Genomic DNA, 24,896 nt, shown 5'->3' with positions numbered 1-24,896 from the left:
CGCGGAAATCGACCCACATATGCGAGAGTTGGTGGGTGAAGAGCGGTCCCGAATAGAGCAATTCGCGCCCGTAAAGGTTCCGCCAGTCGTAGCTTGCGGTGTAGGCCGCATAGGCTTCCGGCGGGAGCGGGTGGGTCGGTGAGCCGAGGCCGAGGATGTAGAGGAGCAGGCCCTCGTCGTAGCCACGCCAGCGATAGGGGATGAAGCCGCTTTCCGGCCGCCAGCCGTGGGTGAGCGTCAGCCCGTGATCGCAGGCCCAGTTCCAGTCGGCCCGTTCATAGAGCGCGTTTGCCACCCTGCGGATTTCAACTTCTTCGGCGCCATCGCCGTCGAAATAGGCGGCCACCGTCAGAGCACCCGCGAAAAGAAAGGCGGAGTCGATCGTCGAAAGCTCGCACTCCCAAACGCGCCTGCCGGTCTCGATGTCGAGGAAGTGGTAGAAGAAGCCCTTGTAGCCGGAGGCGTCGGGTTCCGGTCCCTGCGGGCACTCCAGGAGAAACTGCAAGCGCCGACGCGCGATCTTTGCGGCAAACTTGCGGATGACGATGCCGCGCTCGACCAACACCGGGATCGTCGCGAGCGCCATGCCGACCGCGGCGATGCTTGCGGGCGCGTCTTCCTGCGTCTTGTCACGGACCAGGCCGTTGTCCGGGTTGGTGCAGTGGAGATAGTAGAGCAGCGTCGTGAACTGCAACCGGGCAAGATCCTGCTCGGTCGGCATGCGGTTCAGTTCGGGATCTGTCGACAGCAATCCCGACATGGTTAGGCCACCACGAGAAGGACGTCGTGATCTCGTCCGTCATCCACAAGTGGAACACTTCGGTCAGCAACCTTCTTACCATCGAGGCTCAGTGCATAGTGGTCTTTTGCTCGTTTGGTATCTCGGCTCACCTTGATGCGGTAAGTCGACCTTCCATGGCGAAAATCCACGTCGAATGTTGACCACCCGACGGGAATGCATGGCTCGACAAAAAGCCGGCGGCCCTGACGTCGAATGCCGAGAATGGCCTCAAGGCCGACCCGGTACAGCCAGCCCGCAGATCCCGTATACCACGTCCAGCCACCGCGGCCGGTGTGAGGAGCGGCGCCATAAACGTCGGCACTGACAACGTAGGGCTCGACCATGTAGCGGTCGGTGTCTTTGGGTGACAGGGCATGGTTGATCGGATTGAGCATGCTCCAGAGTTGAAATGCCCGATCGCCATCCCCCAGCAATGCGGTCGCCAGCGCCACCCACGTGGCCGCGTGGGTGTACTGGCCGCCGTTCTCCCGAATTCCGGGCACATAGCCCTTTATGTAGCCGGGCTGCAGCGAGCCCTTGTCAAAGGGTGGGTCGAAAAGCTGTATCAAACCGTTATCGGTACGAACGAGCCGTTCCCAAACCGCGCGCATTGCCTGCGCGCTACGCTTGGCATCTGCAACACCCGAGATAACTGCCCAGGCCTGTGGGATCGCATCGATCTGGCACTCGTCATTCAACTGGGACCCGAGAGGCGTGCCATCGTCGAAGTAGGCGCGGCGATACCAGCCGCCATCCCAGGCGTGGGTCTCCAAGGACATGCGCAGGGTCTCGGCGCGCTCTTTGCACCATTTGGCTCGTTCCTCATCAGCCATCGCCGAAGCGATGGCTGCAAAAGATTGAAGGACCGTCAGAAAGAACCACCCGTTCCATACACTCTCGCCTTTGCCTTCCGCGCCGACTCGGTTCATGCCGTCGTTCCAGTCGCCCGTTCCCATAAGCGGAAGCCCGTGGCTGCCTAGCCTCAGACCTCGGTCCAGCGCTCGACAGCAGTGCTCATAGACGGTCCCGCTTTCCTGGCTGGCCGGAGGCACCTCGTAGCGCTCCTCCTCATCGTCCGTTAGAGGCGGCGAGACGAGGAAACGAACCTGCTCACTCAGGAGCCCATAGTCTCCGGAGACCGATACGTAGTGATGGACGACGTAGGGCAGAAAGTAGAGGTCGTCCGTCATGCGTGTGCGCACGCCGGCACCCGATGGCGGATGCCACCAGTGTTGAACGTCTCCCTCGGAAAACTGGCGCGAGGCGGCTCGAAGAATGTGCGCTCGCGCCTCATCGGGTGCGCAATGGACGAGGGTTGCCACGTCCTGGAGTTGGTCGCGAAATCCGTAGGCGCCACCGGACTGGTAAAACCCTGTTCGCGCCCAGATACGGCAAGCCAACACCTGATAGAGCAACCAGCGGTTCATCATCAGGTTGAAGGCTATGTCTGGCGTTCGAACCGTGACGGAGTTCAGCAGCTGATCCCAATATTGTGAAACGACTGCCAGCGCCTTCCTGGCCGCCTTCGGTTCGGCATGTTCGCGCACGAGCCTGTGCGTTTCCGCGCGGTTTTCGGCCTGCCCGAGCACGAATACCAGCTCGACGGTCTCGGACGGTGGGACTGAAACGCTGACCATGAGGGCCGCGCAGGGGTCGAGCAGAGAGCCGGTATGCCCCCCGAGATCGAAGCCTTCCAATCCCACCGGCTGAGCGATGGAACCGTTTCTGCCGAGGAACGCGCGCCGATTACATGTGAACGACCGGACAGGCGCGCTTGAAGCGGCGAATGCGAGCGTGCCGGAAAAATCGCCCTTCCAGATGTTCCGGGCAACGACGGCACCAATCTCGCTGTCAAATTCGCATTCGACCCGGGACTGCGCGCTTTCGCGCAGTGTGCCGAGGACCCATTCAACGAAATAGGTGGCGGTAAGGCGGCGAAGTCGTTTTCCGTCGTTGCGAATGGCAAGACGGATGACCTTGATCGCTCCCGCGGCCGGGACGTGCACGGTCATTTCATGGTGCAGTGGCCCGCGACTGCTTTCATAACACGTGTAACCTTGGCCATGCCTCGTTCTTGTGGTCGATGCCTGGCCGAGCGGCAAAGGTGTCGGCGTCCACAGCTCGGCGGTCTGTTCATCTCGCAGGTAGACAACTTCACTCGGCGGGTCCGAAACCGGGTCGTTTGACCAAGGCGTGAGCCTGTTCAATTGGCTGTTGCCCGCCCAGGTGTAGCCAAGGCCGCTATCGCTTGTCAGGCAGCCAAACGCGCTATTGGCAAGGACGTTGCACCACGGTGTTGGCGTCGCGTCGCCTGCGATCACATATTCGCGCCCGTCTTTGGTAAACCCGCCGCGGCCATTCCAAAAAAGCAGGTTAGCTCGTGGTGCCTCGTGACGCTTTTCGTGCGAGACAGAGACATTCGTCATGGTCTTGTTCGTGGAAAAAGTGGTGGTCGATCTCGCCGAAAGTTGATCCGCAAGGGATCCTTGGCTGCAACAAAGGACGAGGCGCGCGGCGGCCGTGATCGCATTTTCTGCATCGGACGAGACACTCGCCCTGGGTGGGAAATGAATCCCCCCGGTTTTGCCGAGGGTTTGCTCCACATGGACCGCCGCATCGGCGCTCAGCTTTAAGCTTTCACTGGCCTGCCTTTCATCAAGGACCGCGAGATCGAAAGGAAATCCGCGACCGGCAAGGAATGCGTGGGCATTGATGACATTGTCGACGAGGGATTCCTTATCTGTTTTGTCGATACGCAGCAGAAGAATTGGGACGGCTCCCGACAGTCCCGCCGATCCCAAGTCGTCGCGGTTCAGTCGTCTTGTGTCGGGTGTGCTGCCTTCCCTTAAGCCGGCAACACCGAATGCCAGATATGCTAGGAGCCGGTCGTAGACGGCCAAGTCTTGAAGAGACGGGGACCAAGGCGGGTCTTCAGTGTGTTTCTCCCTCTCTTGTAACGCTTGACGCGCGGCGTCGATATGAGTGAAGCGGCTGGCTATTGTGGTAGCGCCTGCCTCACTGTCCGCTGCGCCTGTCACGAATGCGATCAGTTCCGTTCCGGAGGGTTCCAGATCGACTGTGCGGCGCATGCTGAAGATAGGGTCGAGCACGGGACCCGTCGTCCCAGATAAGCGGCTCCCCGGCCCCAGAGCGCCAGGATTTGAAGGCGTCCGCCGTCGGCCAAGAAATCTGTAGCGGTCCGTTTCATATTCCACCGCATGGACTTGGCGGCTTGACGCAGACACATGTACCGCCCAGATGGGGCGCTCCGATGCGCTGCGCGGCCTGCGCCGTGCGAACAATGCGCTTGTTTCGGTATCGAACCAGGTTTCGATGAAAAGCTTGGCAAATGCCGGATGTGCGCTATCGGCGCTTCGGCCATTCAGGCAGACTTCGCAATAGCTTGTCAGTTCAAGCTTTCGCGCTTTCTCACCTTTGTTGCTGAGTTTCAGCAAGCGCACTTCAGCATCGCAGTCCTGTGCAACCGACACCACCCATTGAATTTCGATGTCTCCGAGCAAACAGCGATACTCGGCACGATCTCCGTGAAACGTGTGTTCGTAGATCGCCTCCGGATGGCAAATCGGCTGCCGGCCAATCGTCCAGACCTCGCCGCTCTCAAGGTCGCGGACGTAGCAGAACTGGCCCCAGCAATCGCGCGTGACGTCCTCACGCCAACGCGTGATGTCGAGGCCGCGCCAGGTTTCATACCCGGCGCCGGCCTCTGTCAGAAGGACGTTGTAGTGCCCATTCGAAAGCAGGGTCGTGTCAGGAGGCACGCCTGCCAGACGTGTCGTACTGATGTCGATCGTGTCAACTGGCCGGACCATCAGATCGATCCTTGATGGGGGCTAGACATTGTCCCCTTCGGTCGATGTCCCAGCCTTGGCAGGCTGCGCCCCGTTAACGCCCCATTTCCAGCCGCTGATCGAGGGCATGTCGTCGCCATGCTTCTCGATATACTCCCGGTGCTCGATCAGCTTGGCCTGGATCGCCTGCTTGAAGTAGGCCGCCCGCGCGCCGAGCTGCGGCAGGCGATCGATGGCATCGCCGGCCAGGTGGAAGCGGTCGAGTTCGTTCAGCACCACCATGTCGAACGGTGTCGTGGTCGTGCCTTCTTCCTTGTAGCCGCGAACATGCAGGTTGCCGTGATTGGTGCGGCGATAGGTGAGGCGATGGATCAGCCACGGGTAGCCGTGGAACGCAAAGATGATCGGCTTGTCCCTGGTGAAGATGCCATCAAAGTCGCTGTCCGAAAGGCCATGCGGGTGTTCTTCCGCCGGCTGCAGCTTCATCAGGTTGACGACGTTGACGACCCGGACCTTCACTTCAGGCAGATGCTCGCGCAACAGCTGGACGGCGGCGAGGGTTTCCAGCGTCGGAGTGTCGCCGCAGCAGGCCATGACGACGTCCGGCTCACTGTTGGCGTCGTTGCTGGCCCAGTCCCAGATGCTCACACCCATGCTGCAATGGCGCACGGCCTGTTCCATCGTCAGCCATTGTGGGCCCGGCTGCTTGCCGGCGACGACGACGTTGACGTAGTTGCGGCTGCGCAGGCAATGGTCGGTGACCGACAGCAGCGTATTGGCATCCGGCGGCAGGTAGACGCGGACGACCTCAGCCTTCTTGTTGACGACATGATCAATGAAGCCCGGATCCTGATGGCTGAAACCGTTGTGATCCTGCCGCCAGACATGGGAGCTCAGGAAATAATTGAGCGACGCGACCGGCCGGCGCCAGGGGATCTCATTGCAGACCTTCAGCCACTTGGCGTGCTGGTTGAACATGGAATCGATGATGTGGATGAAGGCTTCGTAGCAGGAGAAGAAGCCGTGGCGCCCGGTCAAGAGATAGCCTTCAAGCCAACCCTGGCATTGATGCTCGCTCAAGACCTCCATGATGCGGCCATCCGGTGAGAGGTGATCGTCCTCGGGATAGATCTCGGCCATGTAGCAGCGGTCGGTGACCTCGAGCACATCCTGCCATCGGTTGGAGTTGTTTTCGTCCGGGCTGAACAGCCGGAAGTTCTTCGCGTCCATGTTGTTCTTCATCACGTCGCGCAGGAACTTGCCCATCACGCGCGCCGCTTCCACGGTCGTGGCACCCGGGCTCGGAACGTCGACGGCGTAGTCCCGGAAGCCCGGCATTTTCAGGTCGCGCAACAGCAGGCCGCCGTTTGCATGCGGATTGTCGCTCATGCGGCGATGTCCCGATGGGGCGAGCGCCGCGATCTCGGGCTTCAGCCGGCCCTCGTCAGTGAAGAGTTCTTCCGGGCGATAGCTCTTCATCCATTGTTCGAGGATACGGATGTGCTCGGGCTTATCCATCTCGCCCATCGGCACCTGGTGCGCGCGCCAGTAGTCCTCGCATTTCTTGCCGTCGATTTCCGGCGGGCAGGTCCAGCCCTTTGGCGTGCGGAAGATGATCATCGGCCAGGCCGGGCGCTTCAGATTGCCCCTGATGCGGGCATCGTCCCAAATCTGCCGGATTTCGGCCGTCGCCGTATCGAGCACGTCTGCCAGTTGCTGGTGGACCTTTGCCGGATCATGCCCTTCGACGAAATAGGGTTTGTAGCCCATGCCCTCGAAGAACTTCTTCAACTCGTCGTGCGGAATGCGGGCGAGGAAGCAGGGATTGGCGATCTTGTAGCCGTTCAGGTGCAGGATCGGCAGAACACAGCCGTCGCGGGCAGGGTTGAGGAACTTGTTGCTCTGCCAGCCCGTCGCAAGCGGCCCGGTCTCGGCCTCGCCATCGCCGACGATGCAAGCAACGACCAGATTGGGATTGTCGAAGGCGGCGCCATAGGCGTGGCTGAGCGCATAACCAAGCTCGCCGCCCTCATGGATGCTGCCGGGCGTTTCCGGCGCCACATGGCTCGGGATGCCGCCGGGAAAGCTGAACTGCTTGAACAGCCGCTGCATGCCTTCGGCGTCTTCGGCGATGTTCGGATAAAACTCCGTATAGGTCCCTTCCAGATAGGCATGCGCCACAAGAGACGGCCCGCCATGGCCGGGACCGATGATATAGATCATGTCGAGGTCGTCGCGTTTGATGACGCGATTGAGATGCACGTAGAGCATGTTGAGGCCCGGCGACGTGCCCCAATGGCCGAGCAGGCGCGGCTTGATGTGCTCGCGCTTCAGCGGCTCGCGCAGAAGCGGATTGTCGAGCAGGTAGATCTGCCCGACCGACAGATAGTTCGAAGCGCGCCAATAGGCGTCCATCAGGCGGAGTTCGTCGGCCGATAACGGTGCTGCTGATTTTCCGGATGCCGTCTCTTTCATCGATGCTGTTTCAGGCGAAACCATCTGAGCCTCCCGATCGATAGGACATGTGCTTGAAACCTTTGCCGGTCTGCTGTCGCTCGCCGCAGTCATCCGTCCGTTGCAAGGCCGCCATTTCGGCAACGACACGGCCTATTTGTGCAGTTCACAGTCTGCGGGTGGAGGAGACGCGCCGCCGCAGAGTCTCGGATCAGGGCTGTTGCAGATCCGATTCAGCGCAATGCTCGACCACACCCCGGACGCCGCGAACGCTTTGGGCAAGAATCCGCGCGGCCCTTCTGCAACCCTTCGTATCGACATGGCCCCAGAGTTGAACGATGCCATCGGACACCGCGACCTTTATGTCCAGGCCTTCAAGCCCGGTGTTTTCGTTAAGGCGGACGAGAATGCTGCGCTGGATGGCTTCGTCGCCAGCCGCTGTCTCGTCCTGACTGGCTGTGACGATTGCCTGCAAAAGGTCTGCGCGGCCGACGACCCCGACAAGGCGGCCATCCTTCAAGACAGGAATGCGCTTGATGCTGCGTTCCTGCATCAGCACTGCGACGCGCTCGACAGACGCGTTCTCGTCGATCGTGACAGGATCGGTGGTCATGGCGTCACCAACCCTCCAGGAGGACCGGCGCACATAGGCGCTGGCCCGTTCATCCTCGGCCTCGGTCGGATCGGCAACCGGCATGCCGCCGCCAAGTTCGGTCCGGCGAATGAGATCGCCTTCACTGATGACACCCACCAGGGCTCCATCATGGTCGACCACGGGAAGGCCGCTGATACGATTGTCGAGCATGATCCGGGCTGCCTGCCGGACGCCGTTGTCAGGAGACAGCTTGACGACTGACGTCGTCATTACATCTTTGACACGCATGTCGATCCCGCTCCAGAAGGACTTGGCACCGTCACCAGCGGGCATAAGGTAAACCTATCATGGCAGTTCGACAACCTGTTGGTTTCTCGAGGGTCGTTCTTGTATCCCCGCTTCAACCGGCCCCTCTTTCTACCTGGTTCGGATCTGGGGCCTTTTGTTTCGTCGTCCAGTGGCTTCAGTTCTCGATTAGGGGCCGACACGCCCGATCCCGCGCGGATCCCTCTCTCGGGTTTATGTGAGTGTATGGTGGCAAACGGATCGCCACCCGCAGAACGGCCCAATGCGGCTATCAAGAGGGGGGCGAGCACGCGCGGCCGTACTGACAAGGGTGGCGAGCGGCGGGATGACCATCGAGGCCGAGGCGATCGCCGAGAGAGTGCCAGAACGACAGGCCGAGTTTCCGGTACATTTTCATCAGCCCAGGCACGGTGTCGCGTGCGATAACACGCTTGATGCGTCGGCGTGCCATCAATTATTGTCCCACCGTGACCGCAGACGCTGTCGCACGGCCGGTGCAAACGCGCCTTCGCTCGCGCCACGATGATATGAGTACAATCACAGGGTGAATACCGCATCTTGGAAAACTAATCGTTGACGCGCCAATCCAAGTCACTTATAGATGCGGCATCGATCTTTTGCTTGCCGAGCTTTGTCTACCGCGCGATTGGCACCGCGCTTTAAGCGAACTTCCCTTTCAAAAACAGTCGGTTTCCACCTGCTCAGCATAGGCTGAGCGGTCCCTCACTCTATGCTTTGAAAGGGTTCATCATGACCACAGGCACAGTAAAATGGTTCAACTCCACCAAGGGCTTCGGCTTCATCCAGCCTGATAACGGTGGCGCAGACGCGTTCGTGCACATCTCCGCCGTCGAGCGCGCTGGAATGCGCGAACTCGTCGAAGGGCAAAAGATCGGCTTCGAGCTCGAGCGCGACAATAAGTCGGGCAAGATGTCTGCTACCAATCTGCAGTCTGCCTAAAATTGAGATTTGCTTCCCTTTGACCACGGATGTACTGGCATTGCCGGAAGCAGTTTCAACAAGGCCGGGCGTTTCGCCTGGCCTTTTTTGTTCGCGACGCCGAACTGGTTGAGGTTCCAATGATAGAAGCACATAGCAAATCCCGTCAGCAGGCGGAAATCGCCTTCATGAAAGTCCAGACGCAGTTCTTCTCCAAAAACAACGCGATGGAAGAGGTGGAATCCGTTGCTCAGGCCCGGGATGCCAAGACTCTCCGGCTTCGAGAGGAACGCCTTGCAAAGGAGTTGGCCGACCGCTTGTCGGCGACACGCAACCTCATCGCCAAACGCGCCAACACACGCTGATCTCGGACGCACTTACTATTGGGATACGAATGAAGAACGCCGGAAAAAACGACATCTCCGACCGCCGAGCCGCATCGGCAGACGCCAAAGCTGCTCTCTTGAACGCCTACCGAGCGGCAAGGACTGCAGCAGAACCAGGGAGGATGGCAAGGCAGGCCGAGCGCGAAGCCCTTTCCACCGCTCGTGAAGAGCGGCGCGTTGAACGCGAGCGTCTGAAGCTTGAGGAACAAAAGCGTATCGAGACCGAGGCGACAGAGCGGCAGGCAGCCGTTGAGGCGGCAGCAGTCGCCGAAACCGAAGCGCGGGCGATCGCCGAAAACGCGCGTATAGCGCGGGTGATCGAAGATGAGGCGGTGCGAAAGGCCAACCGCGACAGGCGCTATGCCAATCGCAAGGCAAGACAAGGATAATTTTTCCGTTGCGCCGTTACCCGACAGCATGGCGATGTCATGCTCGGGACACTCAATACGAAAGGGAACGCCGATGGCACCGGATGCGAATGAACTCCAGGCGATCAACACGTCGTGGCAAATCGCAATCCAAGAAATCCTGCGCATGGTTATACGGGACATGTACCATGCCGGCGGCGAGGCAAATTTCAAGGCGCACATCAAACGCATCGAAGAGGCCGCCGTCGACAGCATCTACACCGATCTAAGGCTTCGAGGGACCAATGAGTGGACCGAGGTGCTCGTCAAGGAACGGGCGAGCAATTTCGTAACCACCTTGCTGACGTCCTTTACGTACGACCGAGCCTGACTGGATGCATACGCTCGCCGCGATCAGCGATTTCACGTTGCTTCATCAACGCCGACTAGTCGCCAGGCTGGGCGGCCCTCACCGTCATCTCATCCCAAAGCAATGATGCTGTCCGTGCGAACGCGCTGTAACCGGCTTCAAACGGATGGCCGTCTCTTTCAGGATAAAGGCGCTGCCCGGCAACGATCGCATCCTGCAGGGCATCGGCGGTTGCGGCAAGCGCGCTTCGATACGGCAAACCGAGCTCCTCTGCGGTCTCGCGAATCTTGTCTTCAAGCGCAACCTGACGTTCAACGCTGAGGACAAATTCCGGCGCAGCTGACGCCAGCCGGTCATGGCGACGCAGGCATTCGAAGATTACGCGCTCTTTCGATGGAATGAGCAGAATGCCCACCCGCCCCGGCCGCTGCTGTGCCCAATCGGCCGCAAACCGCTGGAAGTCGCTGAACATTGCTGCGGTTTCGGGTGACGCCAGATCCGCCATGCGGCCGTGGTCGTCGACATAGCGCTTCAGGACGGAAGGGCATCCGTCCGGAAATGTGTAGTATTCGGATGTTTCATCATCGCCCGGTTTGAACAGTCGGGCGTAAAGAGTCTTTAGTCGTTCCCCGATCTCATGGTGATAGACACTCAGGATCGCGACATTCTCGACAAGCTTCGTCTTGAGGCTCGCGGATTGCTCGGCACACTGCCAATAACCTCCCGCGTCACCGAACAGGGCCTGCAGATGAAGCCGCCTCTGCTCTGAGAGCCAGAAGTCGGAACGGGCATTCTTGATATCACAGGCGGAAAAGACGACTGCGAAGTCGTTGGCAGGGAATACGGCGACAATGTTGCCTTTCGCGCCCGCGGGCAAAGCATCGTGCACGATGGCGTGATAGGTGTAGATACCGTAGCTCCCAACACCGAAGTTGTACGTGCGTTCGCCCCGTCATTGCCGCGAAAGCAGCCGGCCAAGAATGCGCGCTATCAACGTTGTTGCCATAGGTCATCGAATCCCGATCGCCGCGACCTGAAAGTCATGACCTGCTCCAGGTGGATCCCGGAAGCCGGCCTTGTCTACGTCGCCGAGTGCCGGATCGAGGCGATAGCCATATTTCTCGTCGATGCTCTTGTGCGTCCGTGTGCCGATCGGAAACGGCGTAAACATACGCAGCATTGCTTCCCCGGCCCCGAGCGCCACCGTGAGCGAGATCAACAGCAGCATCATGTTCTTCAGCATGTCCCCTCCCTCTCATACCCGATGCGAAATCGATCCGGCATAGTTGCCGGTCGCAGCCGCGCAGTCCCCCACATGCCTGCCGCGCGGCGGTCCGAGCGATCCCGTCAGGTTGCGGTGGCTTCCCGCGAATGTCGGAAAGGTCGACGAGAGGAAAGTCAGCCGGAAAAATTCCCCACCGACAGCGTAGGCAAGCCATAAACGTCCATTGAAGGAATGCGAGTTATGTCGCCTCCAACAAGCAAATTTATATGCGCAATAACTAATATTAATCTATCATGCGTTTGACCGTCCCGCCATTAGCCCGGATGGAGGATGAACTGCGCGAGCCGTCTTCGGTCAGGCAAGAGCAAGGCTCGGGCTCGCGTTGCCTGCCCCGAGCGACGCCGGCGACCCAGGTGCGAAGGGCCTGGGTTGACAAACCCTAGTTGCTGCGCTGTTCACGTTCCGGGCCAAAATGATTGCGTAATGTGCACCATTCATTTCCGACAAAAGGAAGATCTGGCCAAATTTGCTCAGCAAGTTCGGTGTCCCATGCAAGTCCTGCGAGTGAGCTCGCGTGGCGTTGCGGGCAGAGGTCTATCGATCGCGCTTTTCCCCGTTAAATCGCGAGCGATAGGATAGCTGGACAGTCTAGCCAACTTGGAGTGGAGCTATGGAATGGCAACTGCAGGACGCCAAGAACCAATTCTCGAAGGTGGTGCAGAAGGCCCGCCACGAGGGACCGCAGATTGTCACGCTGCGGGGGGAGCGCAGCGCCGTTGTACTGTCCGCTCATGACTACGACGCCCTACGGGCTGGCCGGCCGACGTTGGTCGATGACCTGCTTGGCGGTCCCGCTTGGGACGACCAACTCGCTGATGCGGTGAATGTACGCATCAAGACGCCAAGCCGCGATGTGGCATTCTGATGTACCTGGTTGACACAAACATTGTGTCAGAGGCGCGACGTGGCACGTCGCAGGCGGTGTCTTGGCTGCGCTCTGTCGATCCGCTCAGCATCCACCTGAGCGCGCTCACCCTCGGCCAAATCATGCGCGGCATTGCCCTGAAACAGAGGTCGGATCCGAAGACTGCAGCACACCTCACCGAATGGCTGCGCAAGCTGCGCCACGACCATGGCGACCGCATTTTGCCTATAACAGACCAAATCGCGGTCGAATGGGGCCGCATCGCGGCAATCCGCCCCCGCGGTGATACTGACGGGTTGATCGCCGCGACCGCGATCGTCCACGATCTCGTCCTTGTCACGCGCAACTTCAAGGATTTCGAAGACACAGATGCCTCCGTAATCAATCCTTGGGAAACGTCGGCGTGAGCCGCCCGTCGCGACGGACACCCTTTCTCGAGGATAGTTTTTCGGACCAACTGTTCGCCGGGGCTTGGATCTTGCGGTATGCAATTGATTGAGCCTCCGCAGTGAGCGGAGGCTCAATCACGGTCGTTATTGCGACGCGCTCGCGTTGCATGGCGATGCCGAGCCTAGCCTAGCCTTGGATTTTCCCATTACGAGAACCTTATTGTAGGTCGGCGGCGATGACACGCTGATCGGCGTCCGGGTAGCGACCACCCCTATGCTCCATGTTTGGGGCGCGCGCGGACGAAGCACCCATCGCTGAAACTTTGACGCAATCACTTTGTGCTGCTCCGCCGCTCGATATCCGCGCTCACCGCGGCCGCCTCTCGACCGATCTCCCTGAGCAGGCCGGTGACCGGATTGTGGAAACCGACGAGATAAAGGCCGAGCGCGGCGGCTTGGCGAGTGACGCCGCTCTTGCCGGGCCGCAATGCCGCCGGCAGGAACTTCTCGAAACTCGGCCGGTAGCCGGTCGCGAGGATGACGCTGTCGAACTCCGCATGCCTGCCGGAAACGAAAGTGGCACCGCGCTCGGTGAAACGCTTGATGTCTGATGCCACTTTGATGTCGCCGGATTTGATCGCTCTCACCGTGCCGACATCGATGACCGGAATGCGTCCGGCGTTGATCTGCGCAAGAATGCCCTGCTTCGGCCTGGCGATGCCGTATTTTTCGAGCTTACCTAGCGCGAGGTCGAGGATGGTGGGGAACAACCGGTCGTTCACAGCTCGCGGCAGCGGTTGGGTTGCGATGGCGATGATCTGGATCGGCACGCCGAACAGCTGGCGCGGCACGATGTGGATGCCGTTTCGTACCGACAGCGTCGGGCGGGCGCTGCACTCGGCAAGGTCGAGCGCAATCTCAGCGCCGGTGTTACCCATACCGACAACCAGAACCGACTGGCCGGCGAAGGGCGCGGCTTCAGTGTAGTCAGCGCTGTGCAGCCGCCTGCCCTTGAAGGCCTCGATTTCGGGCAGGCTGGGAACGAAGGGCTCCGCATTGTTGCCGCTGGCGATCACGACGTGGCCTGCGCAGAATGTCTCCGTTCCGGTCTCGACCAGGTAGCCGCCGTCCTTGCGGCGGATGGACTTGACCGTCTCGCCGAAGCGCGGTCGTAGCTCGAAGCGCTCGGCATAAGCGTCGAGATAGGCGACCATCTTCTCGCGCGGCACATAGCGCGGATAGTCCTTGGGGAATGGCATGTGCGGCAGCGCGGAGAACGCCTTCACCGTATGAAGGTGCAGCCGCCCGTAGTGGCGTCGCCAGGCGGGGGCGATCTCATGCGCCATTTCGAGGATGACGAAATCCAGCCCCGCCCGTCTTAGGCAGGCGCCGACCGCAAGGCCGGCCGGCCCGGCTCCGACAATGACGACATAAGTATCCACTCGATGGTCGCTCCCGGAATGGAGCCTAATTCGACAGGGGTCGGCGGACAAGTGGGCGGGGCGCTGTCTCCCCTTGTACTCCGCCTGTATTGCACGGGTTGCGTTTCCATGCCTTCGGCGAGAATGTTTTTTGGGGCGGGAGCGGCCGAGCGGTCGTTGCAGCCCCAATTAGACGGATTTCATTTTCCACGCCAAAGGAAAAGTGAGGAGAGACCGAAAGCCTCACGATCTGATCGCACAATGTGGAAGGTGCCTCACTGGGGTAGAGCCGGGTCTGCCACTCTATGGGGAACAAGTGCTACTTCCTCGGTGTTGAGGTTCTAGCTTGTGCAGAAATACTTGGTGGCGCGCGTCCAGAGGTATCCGCCGGTAAATCTTACCGTTGCGACGACGATTGCATCGATCAAAAAATGGGGCCGGACGTTCTCTGCGCCGATAGGGTCATCTCATTTTTCAACCAGGCGACAAACGCCTCTATCGCTTCGAGTTTCTTCGAGAGCGGGTCGAAGGCTGCCCAGTATGCAGCTTTCTGTGAGCTCAACGAAGCCGACAAGGGCCTAACCAGGCGCCCCGCCCGAATATGCTCCCGAACAAGAAGGCCTCGCCCCATGGCGACACCCTGACCATCAAGAGCAGCTTGCAATACAATGTTGTAGTCAGTCAGCCGGGTCTGTTTGGCCCTCTCAAGCGGAAATCCGGCTGCCTCCGACCACAGCTGCCACTCGAGGCCGCTCTTGGCCTGTAATATCTCTTGGTTGAGTAGGTCTAGCGCGGATTGAAACTGGGATCCGTCTCCGTATAGCGCCGGGCTCAACACCGGAGACAAATCTTCGTTTGCGAGGTGCACGCAGGACTGTTTGCTCCCGCCAAAATCGCCAAATCGGATCGCGATATCCGCTTCGCCTCGCCCGACATCGACAATGCGCAGGGTCGGATCCAATTCGAGTTCGATCGCCGGGTAGCTCTTGAGGAAACTGCCAAGTCTGTTGACCAGCCAGTTGGCGGCGAAAGAGGGAAGCAGGCTCACGCGCAAGCTGGTCTGCCCGGATCGCGAGCGCACCCTCGCGGTGCCCTCCGACAGCACAGTGAAGGCCTCGTCGACGGTGGCAAGAAACATTGTGCCCGCCTCGGTCAGCTCAATGCTTTTACTCTTGCGACGAAAGAGTGGAGTACCGAGAGCACTCTCGAGCTGCTTGATGTGGTGGCTCACCGCGCTTTGCGTAATGAGCAGTTCCTCGCCGGCCAATCGAAAGCTCCCTCGGTTTGCTACCACCTGGAAGACCCTGGCCGCGGAAAGGGGTGGGAGGAACGGGGAACTGCGCAATGCCGATGCCTCGCGGATCAATGACGGCTGATATTAACGAATTCGATCGCAGGGCGCAAAGCTTTGAATTGGCGGGCTCCTCGGATTTCTTTCATGAAGCAAGAAAGAAAAGGAGAAAACGATGACGATTTCCATCCGTGACCAACTGGTTACTCTTGGCCTGGAACTTCCCGCGCCGACGTCTCCGGCTGCGAATTACATTTCGGTGGTCCACACGAGCAACCTGTTGTTCATTTCCGGTCAGATCAGCAAGGCGCCGGCCGGTGAGATCATTGCAGGCACCCTGGGTGCGGACATATCTCACGAGCAGGGGGTGCAAGCGGCGCGCATCGCAGCCCTTAATCTTCTCGGACAGATCGCTTCCAATACAGACGGCTCGCTTTCGTCTGTCCGCCGCATCGTGAAGCTTGGCGTATTCGTCGCGGCAACGAGCGAGTTCAAGGATCACTCGAAGGTTGCAAACGGTGCCTCCGATCTGATGGTTGCGGTGTTCGGCGAAGCCGGGCAGCACACGAGGGCCGCCATTGGTGTCAGCTCGCTTCCCTCGGGGGCAGCCGTCGAGATCGATGCGGTTGTTGAACTGGAGGAGACCAGGTGCTGACCGACGCAATAATCGACGGCCTGCGCAACGACACACCCGGCTGCGCCCAGCGAAGTCACTTCAATCACGCCGGAGCTTCGCTCCCACCGAGGCGGGTCACCGAAGCGATTGTCGGACACTTGATGCTGGAATCGACGCGAGGTCCGATGGAAGCTGCCGCACTGGTTGCGGACGAGTTTGCGATACTTCGTACCAATGCTGCCAAGTTCATCGGCGCCGACGAAGGCGAGGTTGCCTTCGGTGGATCGGGGTCTGCCCTTTGGGGGAGCGTGTTTGCCGCGTTGCCACAGCTGAGGTCGGGCGAGCGCATTTTAATTGGGCGACAGGAATGGGGCGGTAATGTCGCATCGATGCAGCGTGCGGCAAGCCATGCCGGGGCAAGTATCGAGACCATTCCCTGCGCGGAAGACGGCAGTGTCGATCCGAACGCTCTTTCCGCAATGATCGACGACAAGGTGCGCATGATCTCGCTAACATGGCTTCCCGCCAACGGGGGATTGATAAACGACGCCGAAGCCATCGGGCGGGTCGCCAACGCGGCTCGCATCCCATACTTCGTGGATGCCGGGCAGGCACTTGGTCAGCTTCCTATCGATGTGTCGAGGATAGGTTGCGATGTGCTCAAGGCGGCCGGCAGGAAATACGTTAGAGGGCCGCGCGGAACGGCTCTCGTCTACGTTCGCTCCAATTTTCTTGAGAAGCTCGATCCCAGTTTCGTTGACGTGAGCTCCGGCCCTCTCGTGAATGGAAAAGTCGAGCTGAGGAAAGATGCTCGTCTATTCGAAACGTCCGAAGCGCCTATATCACTGCTCCTGGGGCTCGGCGAAGCACTCGCGCTGGCTTCGGAGTTGGGTGTCGAGGCGATCCAAGCCCGCATAGCCCGACTGGCAACCCGGCTTCGGGACGGGTTGAAACGTATTCCGGCGGTTGAGGTGCGCGATCTCGGGGAGAAACAGTCGGGCCTTGTTTCTTTCACGGTGGAGGGAATTTCGGCATCGGTTGTGAGACGCAGACTAGCAGAGAAGAGTATCTCAATCGGGGCGAACGGCGTACCCTACACGCCCTTCGACATGACGGCGCGCGGACTGCAGGAAATAGCTCGAGCCTCGGTCAGTTATTTCAATACGGCGGGAGAGGTCGATGGCCTGATCCATGCGGTTGAGCACATCGCAAAAGATGCGATCCAATAGAAGGACGGAACCACGATGGATTTGGGAATAAGTGGCAAGCGCGCGATCGTCTGCGCGAGCTCGAAAGGGCTGGGCAGAGGCGTGGCGCAGAAGCTCGCAGAGGCGGGCGTGATCGTTACCCTGAACGGTCGTAACCGGGACGCGCTGGAGGCCACCGCGAGGGAGCTTCGCGAGCTGACAAGTGCCGAAGTCTATGCCGTGGCAGCAGACGTGACGACCGTAGAAGGACGGCAAGAGCTTCTCGAAGCGGAACCGAAAGCCGACATCCTCGTCACCAACGCAGGGGGACCGCCGCCTGGCTTATGGACTGATTGGGAGACGAATGAATGGTTGAACGCACTGAACGCTAACATGCTGACCCCGATCTTGCTGATGAAAGCGGTTCTGCCCGGTATGATCGATAGGAGCTGGGGGCGCGTCGTCAACATCACCTCCGCCTCGGTAAAGTCACCGATCCCGGAGTTGGGCCTATCCAACGCATCCCGCAGCGGACTGACCGGTTTTGTGGCAGGGACGGCAAGGCAAGTCGCGAAACATGGCGTAACGATCAACAACCTCCTACCGGGGTCACATGAGACTGATCGTGTAGCCGTGCTTCTCCAGCGACGGGCAGAAGTGAAGGGCATCTCAATCGACCAGGCGCGGCAGGAGGCGCATGCGGAGAATCCGACCGGGCGCTTCGGCACGATTGAGGAGTTCGGCGCTGCCGCGGCATTTCTTTGCAGCCAGTACGCAGGCTATATTGTCGGCCAGAATATTCTGCTCGACGGTGGCGCTTTCAGGTCGACGCTTGCTTAAGTTCCAACGTCTCACGGCATCGCGGACCTCATTTCCGTGTCAGAGGGTATTCGAATATTATCGAATACCCTTTGATGATCAGATCGACTTGAGTTTGACGCGCTGTTCCGGCTTCTCCACGTCTTCCTTGCGCTCGCTGTATCGGTCGACGAGATAGGCGACGCGTCAGCAGCGTGAATTTCATCAGTTCCTCGCAGAGGTCGACAACGCGGTCGTAGTGGGACGATGGCTTCATACGTCCATTTCCGTCGTACTCCTGATAGGCCTTGGCGACTGACGTTTGGGGATCGTGATCATGCGCATCCAGCGGCCGGGCAGCCGGAGGGTATTGATGGCATCGAAGGACTGAGAACCACCCGACTTGCATGACCCAAGGGACTTCCCCTGCGTCGCACAGATCGAGCCGACGGACAGCGGGATCCAGTCGATCTGCGCCTTCATGATCCTGGGGCGCTCCGGGCTGCCCCAGACCTGGCCCTCCGACCATGCCGAAAGTTCCCGGCGTTCCTGGACCTTCGGATGGCGCACGGGTGCATCATCCGGAAGCGGTAAGCCGGAGGGATCAGATGAAGCACACCTCAGCCCCGAAATGCTCCCAAGTACCCCCAGTGCGCTAAGGAGGCGGAAGGCGACGGCTCTTGCTTTTCAACCCACAAGCGTCCCAGCGATTAACTCTAAGGCCCTGGTCGGAAGTCGCCCTCAGAGCCTCACTTTGCTGGACGATCCCAGGCTCCATCCTCAAGACGGCGATCCTCGATCAGTTTCCCCACCTGAAGCAAATCGGGCGCATCCGCAAGCGTCCGCGCCAAAGCATCGTTCCGCGGATCCCTGCAGCCGAAATTGAAGACAAGCTGGTCAGAACGTCCGACCTCGATCCACGTCACCGAGACTGAAGCATGATCCGTGGCAAACTGTCTGCACCGCGCATGCCCCACGGTAATGGTCTCCGTTCCTTGTGGCCGATGCGGTGCGAGTGCCGACTGAAAGGTGGACCATTCCTTTGGCGTGATCGAGAAAGGCTGTTCGCCATGAACGCTTGTAAAGCGCCGGCCCTCGAACATACCCCCGCTGGCGCTCACCTGGAAACGGTAAACTGGGCACTCGCCGAGACATGGTTTGCGTTCGACAATGATGCTCGGCGTCTGGCTTTGCTCCACCAGCAGCGCTGCCGCAGCCATTATAATCTTCGCAACCAGAATCATATCGTGCACCCTTTCAGGACCCTGGGCCGGTCGTCAGGTCCGCTCAACACGTGTGTCACGGGTCAGCATCTTTTGCGTGTTAAGAAGTCAACCTCAACCAATACGCAGTCCCAGTCAACGCCCTTTTGTGGCTGACAATCTTGACCTGTATCCGGGCGGGTCACGCGTCTGCCCTGAGCGAGGGGCCGGTCGGTTGGAACAAAACTCCCAAGGTACTGTTTACCTACAAATATGCAGGAGGATCAAACATGGCCGATATCGGGCTGCCTATTCCGAAGGCGATCGTCGATCCCACTAAAGATTTCGTGGGCATTCCGGCACAGCAGAGAAACACTGCTAAGGAAATCAATCGACTTAGAAAGCAGGTGCGTCGCTTGCAGACGCGTGTTGAGAACATGGGCATAGTGGCAATTCGTCCGAGGCGAAGGACGTATCGACTGGTAGGCGCGGCTGTAACCATTGCCTTTGCGGGGCTTTCATGGGCCCTTTGGAGATCACGCGATACGGCGACTTTTCGTCGAATAATATCGGTCGCGCTTCCGTTTCGCGATCCCGGCAACTTCTGACCTCTCGCTTCAAGGCCGGTTTTTCAAGCCAGGATCGCCCCCCGTCGGGAAGCGGCGACCGAGGACGCGCCAATCAGCTCCATTCCGGGGAATATCGATGGAACTCGGCCCGGGTCCGCGGGGATAATCGGGGCTCGCAGATCCCCAAGAGTCTCGCCGTCGCATGCGAAACGAATGTAGGCTGGCTTGGCGAAGGCGAACAGCTTTCTTGCCAATTCAGCGGTCGACAGCGGTGAGCAAGGTTACCGCGCGACGTTTGGAAGCCGACGGGTTGACGGCTCAGTGGATCGTCTCCCAAACCCTCTGTTAAATCTCTGCCGCTAGTCTGTTTCAAAAGGGGATACGGAAAGGCATTTTGATGAGAGGCGCGGCGCCGGTGATGTATCAGCACTTCCTGAACAAGCAAGAGTCCTTCATGTACGATCGGGAAACCAACTTCCCAATGGAGGACACGCGGAACGATGCGCGCATCGAATACACTGAGAAGGGCATGACGCGACTGAGCTCTCGTCGCTGCGAGATCATCAAGCTTTCGAAAAGCGGCGCCCTGATCAGCATCCTCACGCAGTACACGCTGCCACAGAATTTCTACCTGGACATCCCGAGCGCCCGCATCCAGATGGTCGGCTGCCTGACAAAGCGGGTGCATGCTAACAACATTATCGAAGCGCGGTTCCTGCGCATGCTGACGGACCGCGACCTCAACCGCATCTTCGTCTACAGCACCCATCCGAACCACCGTAATCGCACGCTCGACATTTACCGCTAGAAAGCAAATCGTCGGCGCCGCCGCCAACGGAGCGCCTGCGGTAGCGACCACCAGGCCGATCCCAAAAGGGAGCGGCGATGTCCCTCAAGGCGCCGAGTGACTGGGCAGATCCCATCAAGCACCTTGACGGCCTGCGAGCACATTGACGGACAAGGCAGCTCGGTAGGTTGCTTGGCATGGCATCGGCTGTGCCTAACCACCGCGCCGCCGACAGAGGATATTCTTCACACGAAACACCTGCAATCGGACAGGCGGGACCTGTCCTTGGAGTGTGGGAACAACAATCCGGCGCGGGGGTTTTCGACTCCAGTGCAAGGAATTTCCTGATGGGATGGATTGAGGTCGATCATGGCGGCTGACAAGCTCTCAACCTACAAGAAGAAACGGGACTTCGAGCAGACAAAGGAACCGAGCGGCGCGGCCGCTGTCAAGCCGGCCAATCGGCTTCGCTTCATCATCCAGAAACACGACGCGACGCGCCTTCATTACGATCTTCGCCTCGAACTCGACGGCGTGTTCAAGTCCTGGGCTGTGACGAAGGGGCCGTCACTTGATCCGCATGACAAGCGGCTGGCGGTCGAGGTGGAGGATCATCCGCTCGGCTATGGGGATTTCGAGGGCACCATCCCGAAAGGCCAGTATGGCGGTGGCACGGTCATGCTGTGGGACCGGGGCTATTGGGAGCCGGAAGGAAACAAGTCGCCGGAGGAAGCCCTGAAGAAGGGCGATTTGAAATTCGTGCTGCAGGGTAAGCGCCTAAATGGCAGCTTCGTGCTCGTGCGGATGCGCAACGACCGCGACGGCGGTAAGCGCACCAATTGGCTGCTGATCAAGCATCATGACGATCATTCCGTTGAAGAGAACGGCGCTGCCATCCTAGATGAGAACATGACCTCGGTGGCTTCCGGACGAACCATGGAGCAGATCGCAAGCGGCAAGGGGCGCAAGCCCAAGCCGTTCATGATGGCGAGCGGTGAGGTCGAGGCCGACGCAGTCTGGGATAGCAAGCGAGGGCGCGCAGCCGGTAAACGCAAAGAGAGGGGTCGGACGGATGTGGCGGCGTCGACCGGGGTTGACTTGCCCGACTTCATTGCTCCGCAACTCTGCGAAACCGTGGAGCGCCCGCCGGCCGGGAAGAAGTGGCTGCATGAGATCAAGTTCGATGGATACCGCATCCAAATGCGGGTCGCTGACGGTGAGGTCATGCTGAAGACCCGCAAAGGGCTGGACTGGACGGCCAAATATCCGGAGATAGCGAGAGCTTCCTCCCAACTGCCCGACTGCATTATCGATGGCGAGATCTGCGCGCTCGACGACAATGGCGCTCCGGATTTCGCGGCGCTTCAGGCCGCCTTGTCGGAAGGCACCACCGGCAACCTGGTCTATTTCGCGTTCGACCTCCTGTTCGACGGCGGCGAGGATTTGCGGCCGAGGCCGCTTACCGATCGAAAGGCGCGTTTGCAGGAGCTGCTAGCAGATGCGACCGACAATCCTCGTCTTCGCTTCGTCGAGCATTTCGAGACGGGCGGCGATGCGGTCCTGCGTTCTGCGTGCAAGCTTTCCCTCGAGGGCATTGTCTCGAAGCATGCCGATGCGCCCTACCAGTCCGGCCGTACCGACACCTGGGCGAAATCGAAATGCCGCGCCGGGCATGAAGTGGTTATCGGCGGATACGCCAAGACGAATGGCAAGTTCCGGTCGCTACTTGCCGGCGTCAATCGCGGTGAGCATTTCGTTTATGTCGGCCGCGTCGGCACAGGCTACAGCGCCAAGAAGGTCGAAACACTGCTGCCAAAGTTGAAGGCTGTGGAAACGACGAAGTCGCCGTTCACGGGGATCGGCGCGCCGAAGAACGAAAAGGAAGTCGTCTGGGTGAGACCCGAGTTGGTCGCCGAGATCGAATTCGCTGGCTGGACCGCAGACGGGCAAGTCCGCCAGGCCGCCTTCAAGGGCCTGCGGGAGGACAAGCCGGCCGATGAGGTGGAGGCGGAAAAGCCGGCATCCCCCGCGAAGGCCAAAACGCCCAAGCCCGCGCCGATGGTGAACAAGGTCCCGCGCCGCAAGGGCGCGAAAGCCGAGGTCATGGGCGTGCTCATCTCCAATCCGGGCAAACCGTTATGGCCGGACGCCGACGACGGCAAGGCCGTCACCAAAGAAGAGCTGGCCCGGTATCACGAAGCGGTCGGCTCTTGGCTGATCGAACATGTCAGGGGCCGGCCGTGTTCGATCATCCGCGCGCCTGACGGCATTGGCGGCGAACAGTTTTTCCAACGCCACGCCATGCCGGGTACGTCAAACCTGCTGGAGCTGGTCAAGGTGTTCGGCGACAAGAAGCCGTATTTGCAAGTCGACCGTGTAGAAGGCCTCGTCGCCGTCGCCCAGATCGGCGGCATCGAACTACATCCATGGAACTGCGAACCAGGAAAACCGGAGGTGCCGGGCCGGCTGGTTTTCGACCTCGACCCCGGTCCGGATGTGCCGTTCGCGGCTGTGGTTGCGGCCGCCCGTGAAATGCGGGACCGGCTTGATGATCTCGGACTTGTCAGCTTCTGCAAGACGACTGGCGGCAAGGGACTGCATGTGGTGACGCCGCTGGCCGTGAACGCGCGTACGCCACTTCCATGGGCGCAGGCGAAGGGCTTCGCCCGTGACGTCTGCCAGGAGATGGCCCGCGATAATCCAGACCTTTATCTCATCAAGATGACGAAAAGCCTGCGGGAAGGCCGCATCTTCCTCGACTATCTGCGCAACGACCGCATGGCGACGGCGGTGGCCCCGCTGTCGCCACGGGCGCGTCCGGGCGCCACCGTGTCGATGCCGCTAACCTGGACGCAGGTCAAATCCGATCTCGATCCGAAGCGGTTCACCGTGCGGACCGTACCGGCGCTGCTAACGAAGACGATTGCGTGGGAGGACTATTGCGACGGACAGCGCGAGCTCGAACAGGCCATCAAGCGGCTCGGCAAGCACAAGGCTGCGGCATGAGCTTTGAACGGCAGGGGCGCCAAGACCACATAGGACGCATGAAAAATCACACTGTCCCCATCGAGCACCTGACCCGCCTTCGGCGCATGCGCGGCCTGGTACGATTGATGGACACGGCGCTCCGCATTCCCGGCACGCGCGTATCGCTGGGCGCGGACTCGGTTCTTGGCCTTATCCCAGGCGTGGGCGATTGGGCAGCGGCGGCTATCAGCCTCGTCATCGTAAACGAGGCGCGCCGTCTCGGCGTGCCGAATGACAAGCTGGTGAAGATGCTTGTCAATGTCGGCTTCGACACGGTCGCGGGAAGCGTGCCGGTGCTCGGCGATGTCTTCGATATCTATTTCAAGTCCAACCGCCGCAATCTGCAACTCGTGCTGGACCACTTGGGCCTCGACCACGCTGACCTCGATCGGTAACGCCGGTCAGCTGCGGTTTCCAAGCGTGGCGATATCGAACACCGCGGCATTGTCCTGGATTTCGCGCAAGCCCTTATAGGAGGCGTGGCGCAGATTTCCCTCGACCGTCCAGCCGCGGAACTCGATCTCGGCGATCAGCGTCGGCAGCGCGAACACGTAATTCTTGCCCTTGACCGGCACGACCGGTTTCTTCGTCTTCAGCTTGTCCAATGTCTTGCGCAGGTATTCGGCATCCTTCGCCTTGAACCCGGTCCCGACAGAACCCACCGACACCCAGCTATCGCCCCGCCGGGCGGCAAGCAGAAGGCTGCCGATCCCGCTACGCGCTGCAGCGGACTGCTCATAGCCGACGATCATGAAGCTCTCACTTTGAACGCATTTGACCTTGATCCAGTCGCCTGTTCGTCCCGACCTGTATGGCCGCTCGCGGTGCTTGGCAACAATGCCTTCCAGCCCCATCGAACATGCATTTGCCAGCAACTCGACGCCATCACCGTGCGCTTCTTCCGACAGTTGCACCGCGCCGCTTGCGCCGTCGAGGAAATCCGTAAGCAGATGCCGGCGAACCGAAAGCTCCGTCTTCGTCAGATCGTGGCCATCAAAATAGAGAAGATCGAATGCGACAAAGGCCGCCTCCGTCGAGGCGCGCTTGCCGCCGCGGCCCCCGAGCGAGCGTTGCAGCGCCCCGAAGTCCGCATGGCCCTCCTTGTTGAGGACCACGGCCTCGCCATCGAGGATGGCGGTCCCGACGTCGAGCCTCTTCGCGGCTTCCGCGATCCGTGGAAAGCGATCGGTCCAGTCGTGGCCGCCGCGCGTGATGATCCTAACACCCTTCGGTTCGATGTGGATGGCGAGGCGATACCCGTCCCATTTGATTTCGTAGAGCCATTCCGGTCCTTCCGGCGGCGTCGGCCGCAGAAGCGCCAGGCACGGCTCGATGCGGCCGGGCATCGGATCGAAGGGCAGAGTGGGCTGGTCGCGATTGCGTCGGCGGACCGGCCGCGACTGGAGCGCAGTACCGGAGTCATCGAGCAAGGGTATGGCCGATCGGCGCTTCGCTTTCATGGCGATCCATCA

At 60.1% G+C, this 24,896-nt stretch carries 23 protein-coding genes and 1 pseudogene; 13 read left to right on the top strand and 11 right to left on the bottom strand.

What is annotated here, in order from left to right; genetic code table 11:
- From IB272_RS29590 to IB272_RS29575, 4 genes are all read right to left on the bottom strand, one after another.
- Positions 1-760, bottom strand: a 760-nt coding sequence (locus IB272_RS29590) for a glucoamylase family protein (RefSeq protein WP_281435541.1), incomplete at its 3' end; no start/stop codon positions are given.
- Between the two features lie 2 nt (positions 761-762).
- The gene (locus tag IB272_RS29585) at positions 763-4,611 is read right to left on the bottom strand and encodes a glycosyl transferase (protein WP_192445600.1); all 3,849 of its coding nucleotides are present in this window, start codon (positions 4,609-4,611) and stop codon (positions 763-765) included.
- Positions 4,612-4,632: 21 nt separating this feature from the next.
- Positions 4,633-7,089, bottom strand: coding sequence for a phosphoketolase family protein (locus tag IB272_RS29580; RefSeq protein WP_192358376.1), 2,457 nt, complete (start codon positions 7,087-7,089; stop codon positions 4,633-4,635).
- Between the two features lie 166 nt (positions 7,090-7,255).
- Complete coding sequence (locus IB272_RS29575) at positions 7,256-7,927, bottom strand: CBS domain-containing protein (RefSeq protein ID WP_192358374.1); 672 nt, start codon at positions 7,925-7,927, stop codon at positions 7,256-7,258.
- Positions 7,928-8,695: 768 nt separating this feature from the next.
- On the opposite strand from IB272_RS29575, the gene IB272_RS29570 reads away from it, so the two are divergent.
- From IB272_RS29570 to IB272_RS29555, 4 genes are all read left to right on the top strand, one after another.
- Positions 8,696-8,905 carry a cold-shock protein gene (locus IB272_RS29570; protein ID WP_034806062.1) on the top strand — a complete coding sequence of 70 codons (210 nt, stop codon included), beginning with the start codon at positions 8,696-8,698 and terminating at the stop codon, positions 8,903-8,905.
- A 119-nt stretch (positions 8,906-9,024) separates the two neighbouring features.
- Entirely contained in the window at positions 9,025-9,249 is a 225-nt protein-coding gene (locus IB272_RS29565; RefSeq protein WP_034806064.1) for a hypothetical protein, read from the top strand.
- A 29-nt stretch (positions 9,250-9,278) separates the two neighbouring features.
- Positions 9,279-9,659 carry a DUF6481 family protein gene (locus IB272_RS29560; RefSeq protein ID WP_034806060.1) on the top strand — a complete coding sequence of 127 codons (381 nt, stop codon included), beginning with the start codon at positions 9,279-9,281 and terminating at the stop codon, positions 9,657-9,659.
- 73 nt (positions 9,660-9,732) lie between these two features.
- Positions 9,733-10,008: a hypothetical protein gene (locus tag IB272_RS29555; protein WP_034799791.1), complete on the top strand. Its 276-nt coding sequence runs from the start codon at positions 9,733-9,735 to the stop codon at positions 10,006-10,008.
- 55 nt (positions 10,009-10,063) lie between these two features.
- On the opposite strand, the gene IB272_RS29550 is transcribed toward IB272_RS29555, so the two are convergent.
- Together IB272_RS29550 and IB272_RS35135 are read right to left on the bottom strand one after the other, a co-directional pair.
- Entirely contained in the window at positions 10,064-10,876 is an 813-nt protein-coding gene (locus tag IB272_RS29550) for a hypothetical protein (protein ID WP_246810466.1), read from the bottom strand.
- 120 nt (positions 10,877-10,996) lie between these two features.
- Positions 10,997-11,230: a hypothetical protein gene (locus IB272_RS35135; protein ID WP_246810465.1), complete on the bottom strand. Its 234-nt coding sequence runs from the start codon at positions 11,228-11,230 to the stop codon at positions 10,997-10,999.
- Between the two features lie 652 nt (positions 11,231-11,882).
- Here IB272_RS35135 and IB272_RS29545 point away from each other — a divergent pair.
- Both IB272_RS29545 and IB272_RS29540 read left to right on the top strand, forming a co-directional pair.
- On the top strand, positions 11,883-12,137 hold the full coding sequence (locus IB272_RS29545; RefSeq protein WP_192358372.1) for a type II toxin-antitoxin system Phd/YefM family antitoxin: 255 nt from the start codon (positions 11,883-11,885) through the stop codon (positions 12,135-12,137).
- A complete protein-coding gene (locus tag IB272_RS29540) occupies positions 12,137-12,544 on the top strand; it encodes a type II toxin-antitoxin system VapC family toxin (RefSeq protein WP_192358370.1) in 408 nt (135 codons plus the stop codon). Before IB272_RS29545 ends, IB272_RS29540 begins: the two co-directional genes overlap by 1 nt.
- Positions 12,545-12,858: 314 nt before the next feature.
- Here IB272_RS29540 and IB272_RS29535 read toward each other — a convergent pair whose 3' ends face one another.
- Positions 12,859-13,968, bottom strand: a complete 1,110-nt coding sequence (locus IB272_RS29535) for an NAD(P)/FAD-dependent oxidoreductase (protein WP_192358368.1) — start codon at positions 13,966-13,968, stop codon at positions 12,859-12,861.
- Positions 13,969-14,371: 403 nt separating this feature from the next.
- Positions 14,372-15,292: a LysR substrate-binding domain-containing protein gene (locus IB272_RS29530; RefSeq protein ID WP_090297464.1), complete on the bottom strand. Its 921-nt coding sequence runs from the start codon at positions 15,290-15,292 to the stop codon at positions 14,372-14,374.
- A 121-nt stretch (positions 15,293-15,413) separates the two neighbouring features.
- Here IB272_RS29530 and IB272_RS29525 point away from each other — a divergent pair, with 121 nt between their 5' ends.
- From IB272_RS29525 to IB272_RS29515, 3 genes are read left to right on the top strand one after another with little or no spacing between them, the layout of a single operon-like run.
- Positions 15,414-15,893, top strand: coding sequence for a RidA family protein (locus IB272_RS29525; protein WP_060520498.1), 480 nt, complete (start codon positions 15,414-15,416; stop codon positions 15,891-15,893).
- Complete coding sequence (locus tag IB272_RS29520; protein ID WP_244495229.1) at positions 15,887-17,083, top strand: aminotransferase class V-fold PLP-dependent enzyme; 1,197 nt, start codon at positions 15,887-15,889, stop codon at positions 17,081-17,083. The genes IB272_RS29525 and IB272_RS29520 overlap by 7 nt, the downstream gene beginning before the upstream one ends.
- A gap of 15 nt (positions 17,084-17,098) precedes the next feature.
- On the top strand, positions 17,099-17,881 hold the full coding sequence (locus IB272_RS29515; RefSeq protein ID WP_192445599.1) for an SDR family oxidoreductase: 783 nt from the start codon (positions 17,099-17,101) through the stop codon (positions 17,879-17,881).
- A gap of 78 nt (positions 17,882-17,959) precedes the next feature.
- Here IB272_RS29515 and IB272_RS35130 read toward each other — a convergent pair.
- Both IB272_RS35130 and IB272_RS35125 read right to left on the bottom strand, forming a co-directional pair.
- A pseudogene (locus IB272_RS35130) lies at positions 17,960-18,445 on the bottom strand (NAD(P)H-dependent oxidoreductase); the annotation flags it as partial.
- 143 nt (positions 18,446-18,588) lie between these two features.
- Entirely contained in the window at positions 18,589-19,059 is a 471-nt protein-coding gene (locus IB272_RS35125) for a DUF6438 domain-containing protein (RefSeq protein WP_234798858.1), read from the bottom strand.
- Positions 19,060-19,331: 272 nt separating this feature from the next.
- On the opposite strand from IB272_RS35125, the gene IB272_RS29495 reads away from it, so the two are divergent.
- The 4 genes from IB272_RS29495 to IB272_RS29480 all read left to right on the top strand — a co-directional run bounded on the left by IB272_RS29495 (position 19,332) and on the right by IB272_RS29480 (position 23,819).
- On the top strand, positions 19,332-19,649 hold the full coding sequence (locus IB272_RS29495; protein ID WP_034799802.1) for a hypothetical protein: 318 nt from the start codon (positions 19,332-19,334) through the stop codon (positions 19,647-19,649).
- Positions 19,650-20,007: 358 nt separating this feature from the next.
- Complete coding sequence (locus IB272_RS29490) at positions 20,008-20,418, top strand: hypothetical protein (RefSeq protein WP_192445597.1); 411 nt, start codon at positions 20,008-20,010, stop codon at positions 20,416-20,418.
- 348 nt (positions 20,419-20,766) lie between these two features.
- Positions 20,767-23,403, top strand: a complete 2,637-nt coding sequence (gene ligD / locus IB272_RS29485; protein WP_192445596.1) for a DNA ligase D — start codon at positions 20,767-20,769, stop codon at positions 23,401-23,403.
- Complete coding sequence (locus tag IB272_RS29480) at positions 23,400-23,819, top strand: DUF4112 domain-containing protein (protein ID WP_192445595.1); 420 nt, start codon at positions 23,400-23,402, stop codon at positions 23,817-23,819. Before ligD (IB272_RS29485) ends, IB272_RS29480 begins: the two co-directional genes overlap by 4 nt.
- Before the next feature lie 6 nt (positions 23,820-23,825).
- On the opposite strand, the gene ligD (IB272_RS29475) is transcribed toward IB272_RS29480, so the two are convergent.
- Complete coding sequence (gene ligD / locus IB272_RS29475) at positions 23,826-24,884, bottom strand: non-homologous end-joining DNA ligase (RefSeq protein WP_192445594.1); 1,059 nt, start codon at positions 24,882-24,884, stop codon at positions 23,826-23,828.
- Between the last annotated feature and the right edge of the window lie 12 nt (positions 24,885-24,896).

Origin of the sequence: Ensifer sp. ENS08, assembly GCF_014852195.1 — a bacterium.
GTDB lineage: Bacteria > Pseudomonadota > Alphaproteobacteria > Rhizobiales > Rhizobiaceae > Ensifer > Ensifer adhaerens.
This window is presented reverse-complemented; position numbering and strand designations above follow the sequence as displayed.

Excerpts from the sequence above, each read along its gene's own strand:
- IB272_RS29490 (WP_192445597.1), top strand. The coding sequence starts at position 20,008 with ATGAGAGGCGCGGCGCCGGTGATGTATCAGCACTTCCTGAACAAGCAA.
- IB272_RS29540 (WP_192358370.1), top strand. The coding sequence starts at position 12,137 with ATGTACCTGGTTGACACAAACATTGTGTCAGAGGCGCGACGTGGCACG.
- IB272_RS29525 (WP_060520498.1), top strand. The coding sequence starts at position 15,414 with ATGACGATTTCCATCCGTGACCAACTGGTTACTCTTGGCCTGGAACTT.
- IB272_RS29480 (WP_192445595.1), top strand. The coding sequence starts at position 23,400 with ATGAGCTTTGAACGGCAGGGGCGCCAAGACCACATAGGACGCATGAAA.
- IB272_RS35125 (WP_234798858.1), bottom strand. The coding sequence starts at position 19,059 with ATGGCTGCGGCAGCGCTGCTGGTGGAGCAAAGCCAGACGCCGAGCATC.
- IB272_RS29515 (WP_192445599.1), top strand. The coding sequence starts at position 17,099 with ATGGATTTGGGAATAAGTGGCAAGCGCGCGATCGTCTGCGCGAGCTCG.
- IB272_RS29495 (WP_034799802.1), top strand. The coding sequence starts at position 19,332 with ATGGCCGATATCGGGCTGCCTATTCCGAAGGCGATCGTCGATCCCACT.
- ligD (WP_192445596.1), top strand. The coding sequence starts at position 20,767 with ATGGCGGCTGACAAGCTCTCAACCTACAAGAAGAAACGGGACTTCGAG.
- IB272_RS29575 (WP_192358374.1), bottom strand. The coding sequence starts at position 7,927 with ATGCGTGTCAAAGATGTAATGACGACGTCAGTCGTCAAGCTGTCTCCT.
- IB272_RS29545 (WP_192358372.1), top strand. The coding sequence starts at position 11,883 with ATGGAATGGCAACTGCAGGACGCCAAGAACCAATTCTCGAAGGTGGTG.
- IB272_RS29555 (WP_034799791.1), top strand. The coding sequence starts at position 9,733 with ATGGCACCGGATGCGAATGAACTCCAGGCGATCAACACGTCGTGGCAA.
- IB272_RS29560 (WP_034806060.1), top strand. The coding sequence starts at position 9,279 with ATGAAGAACGCCGGAAAAAACGACATCTCCGACCGCCGAGCCGCATCG.
- ligD (WP_192445594.1), bottom strand. The coding sequence starts at position 24,884 with ATGAAAGCGAAGCGCCGATCGGCCATACCCTTGCTCGATGACTCCGGT.
- IB272_RS29585 (WP_192445600.1), bottom strand. The coding sequence starts at position 4,611 with ATGGTCCGGCCAGTTGACACGATCGACATCAGTACGACACGTCTGGCA.
- IB272_RS29565 (WP_034806064.1), top strand. The coding sequence starts at position 9,025 with ATGATAGAAGCACATAGCAAATCCCGTCAGCAGGCGGAAATCGCCTTC.
- IB272_RS29570 (WP_034806062.1), top strand. The coding sequence starts at position 8,696 with ATGACCACAGGCACAGTAAAATGGTTCAACTCCACCAAGGGCTTCGGC.
- IB272_RS29580 (WP_192358376.1), bottom strand. The coding sequence starts at position 7,089 with ATGGTTTCGCCTGAAACAGCATCGATGAAAGAGACGGCATCCGGAAAA.
- IB272_RS35135 (WP_246810465.1), bottom strand. The coding sequence starts at position 11,230 with ATGCTGAAGAACATGATGCTGCTGTTGATCTCGCTCACGGTGGCGCTC.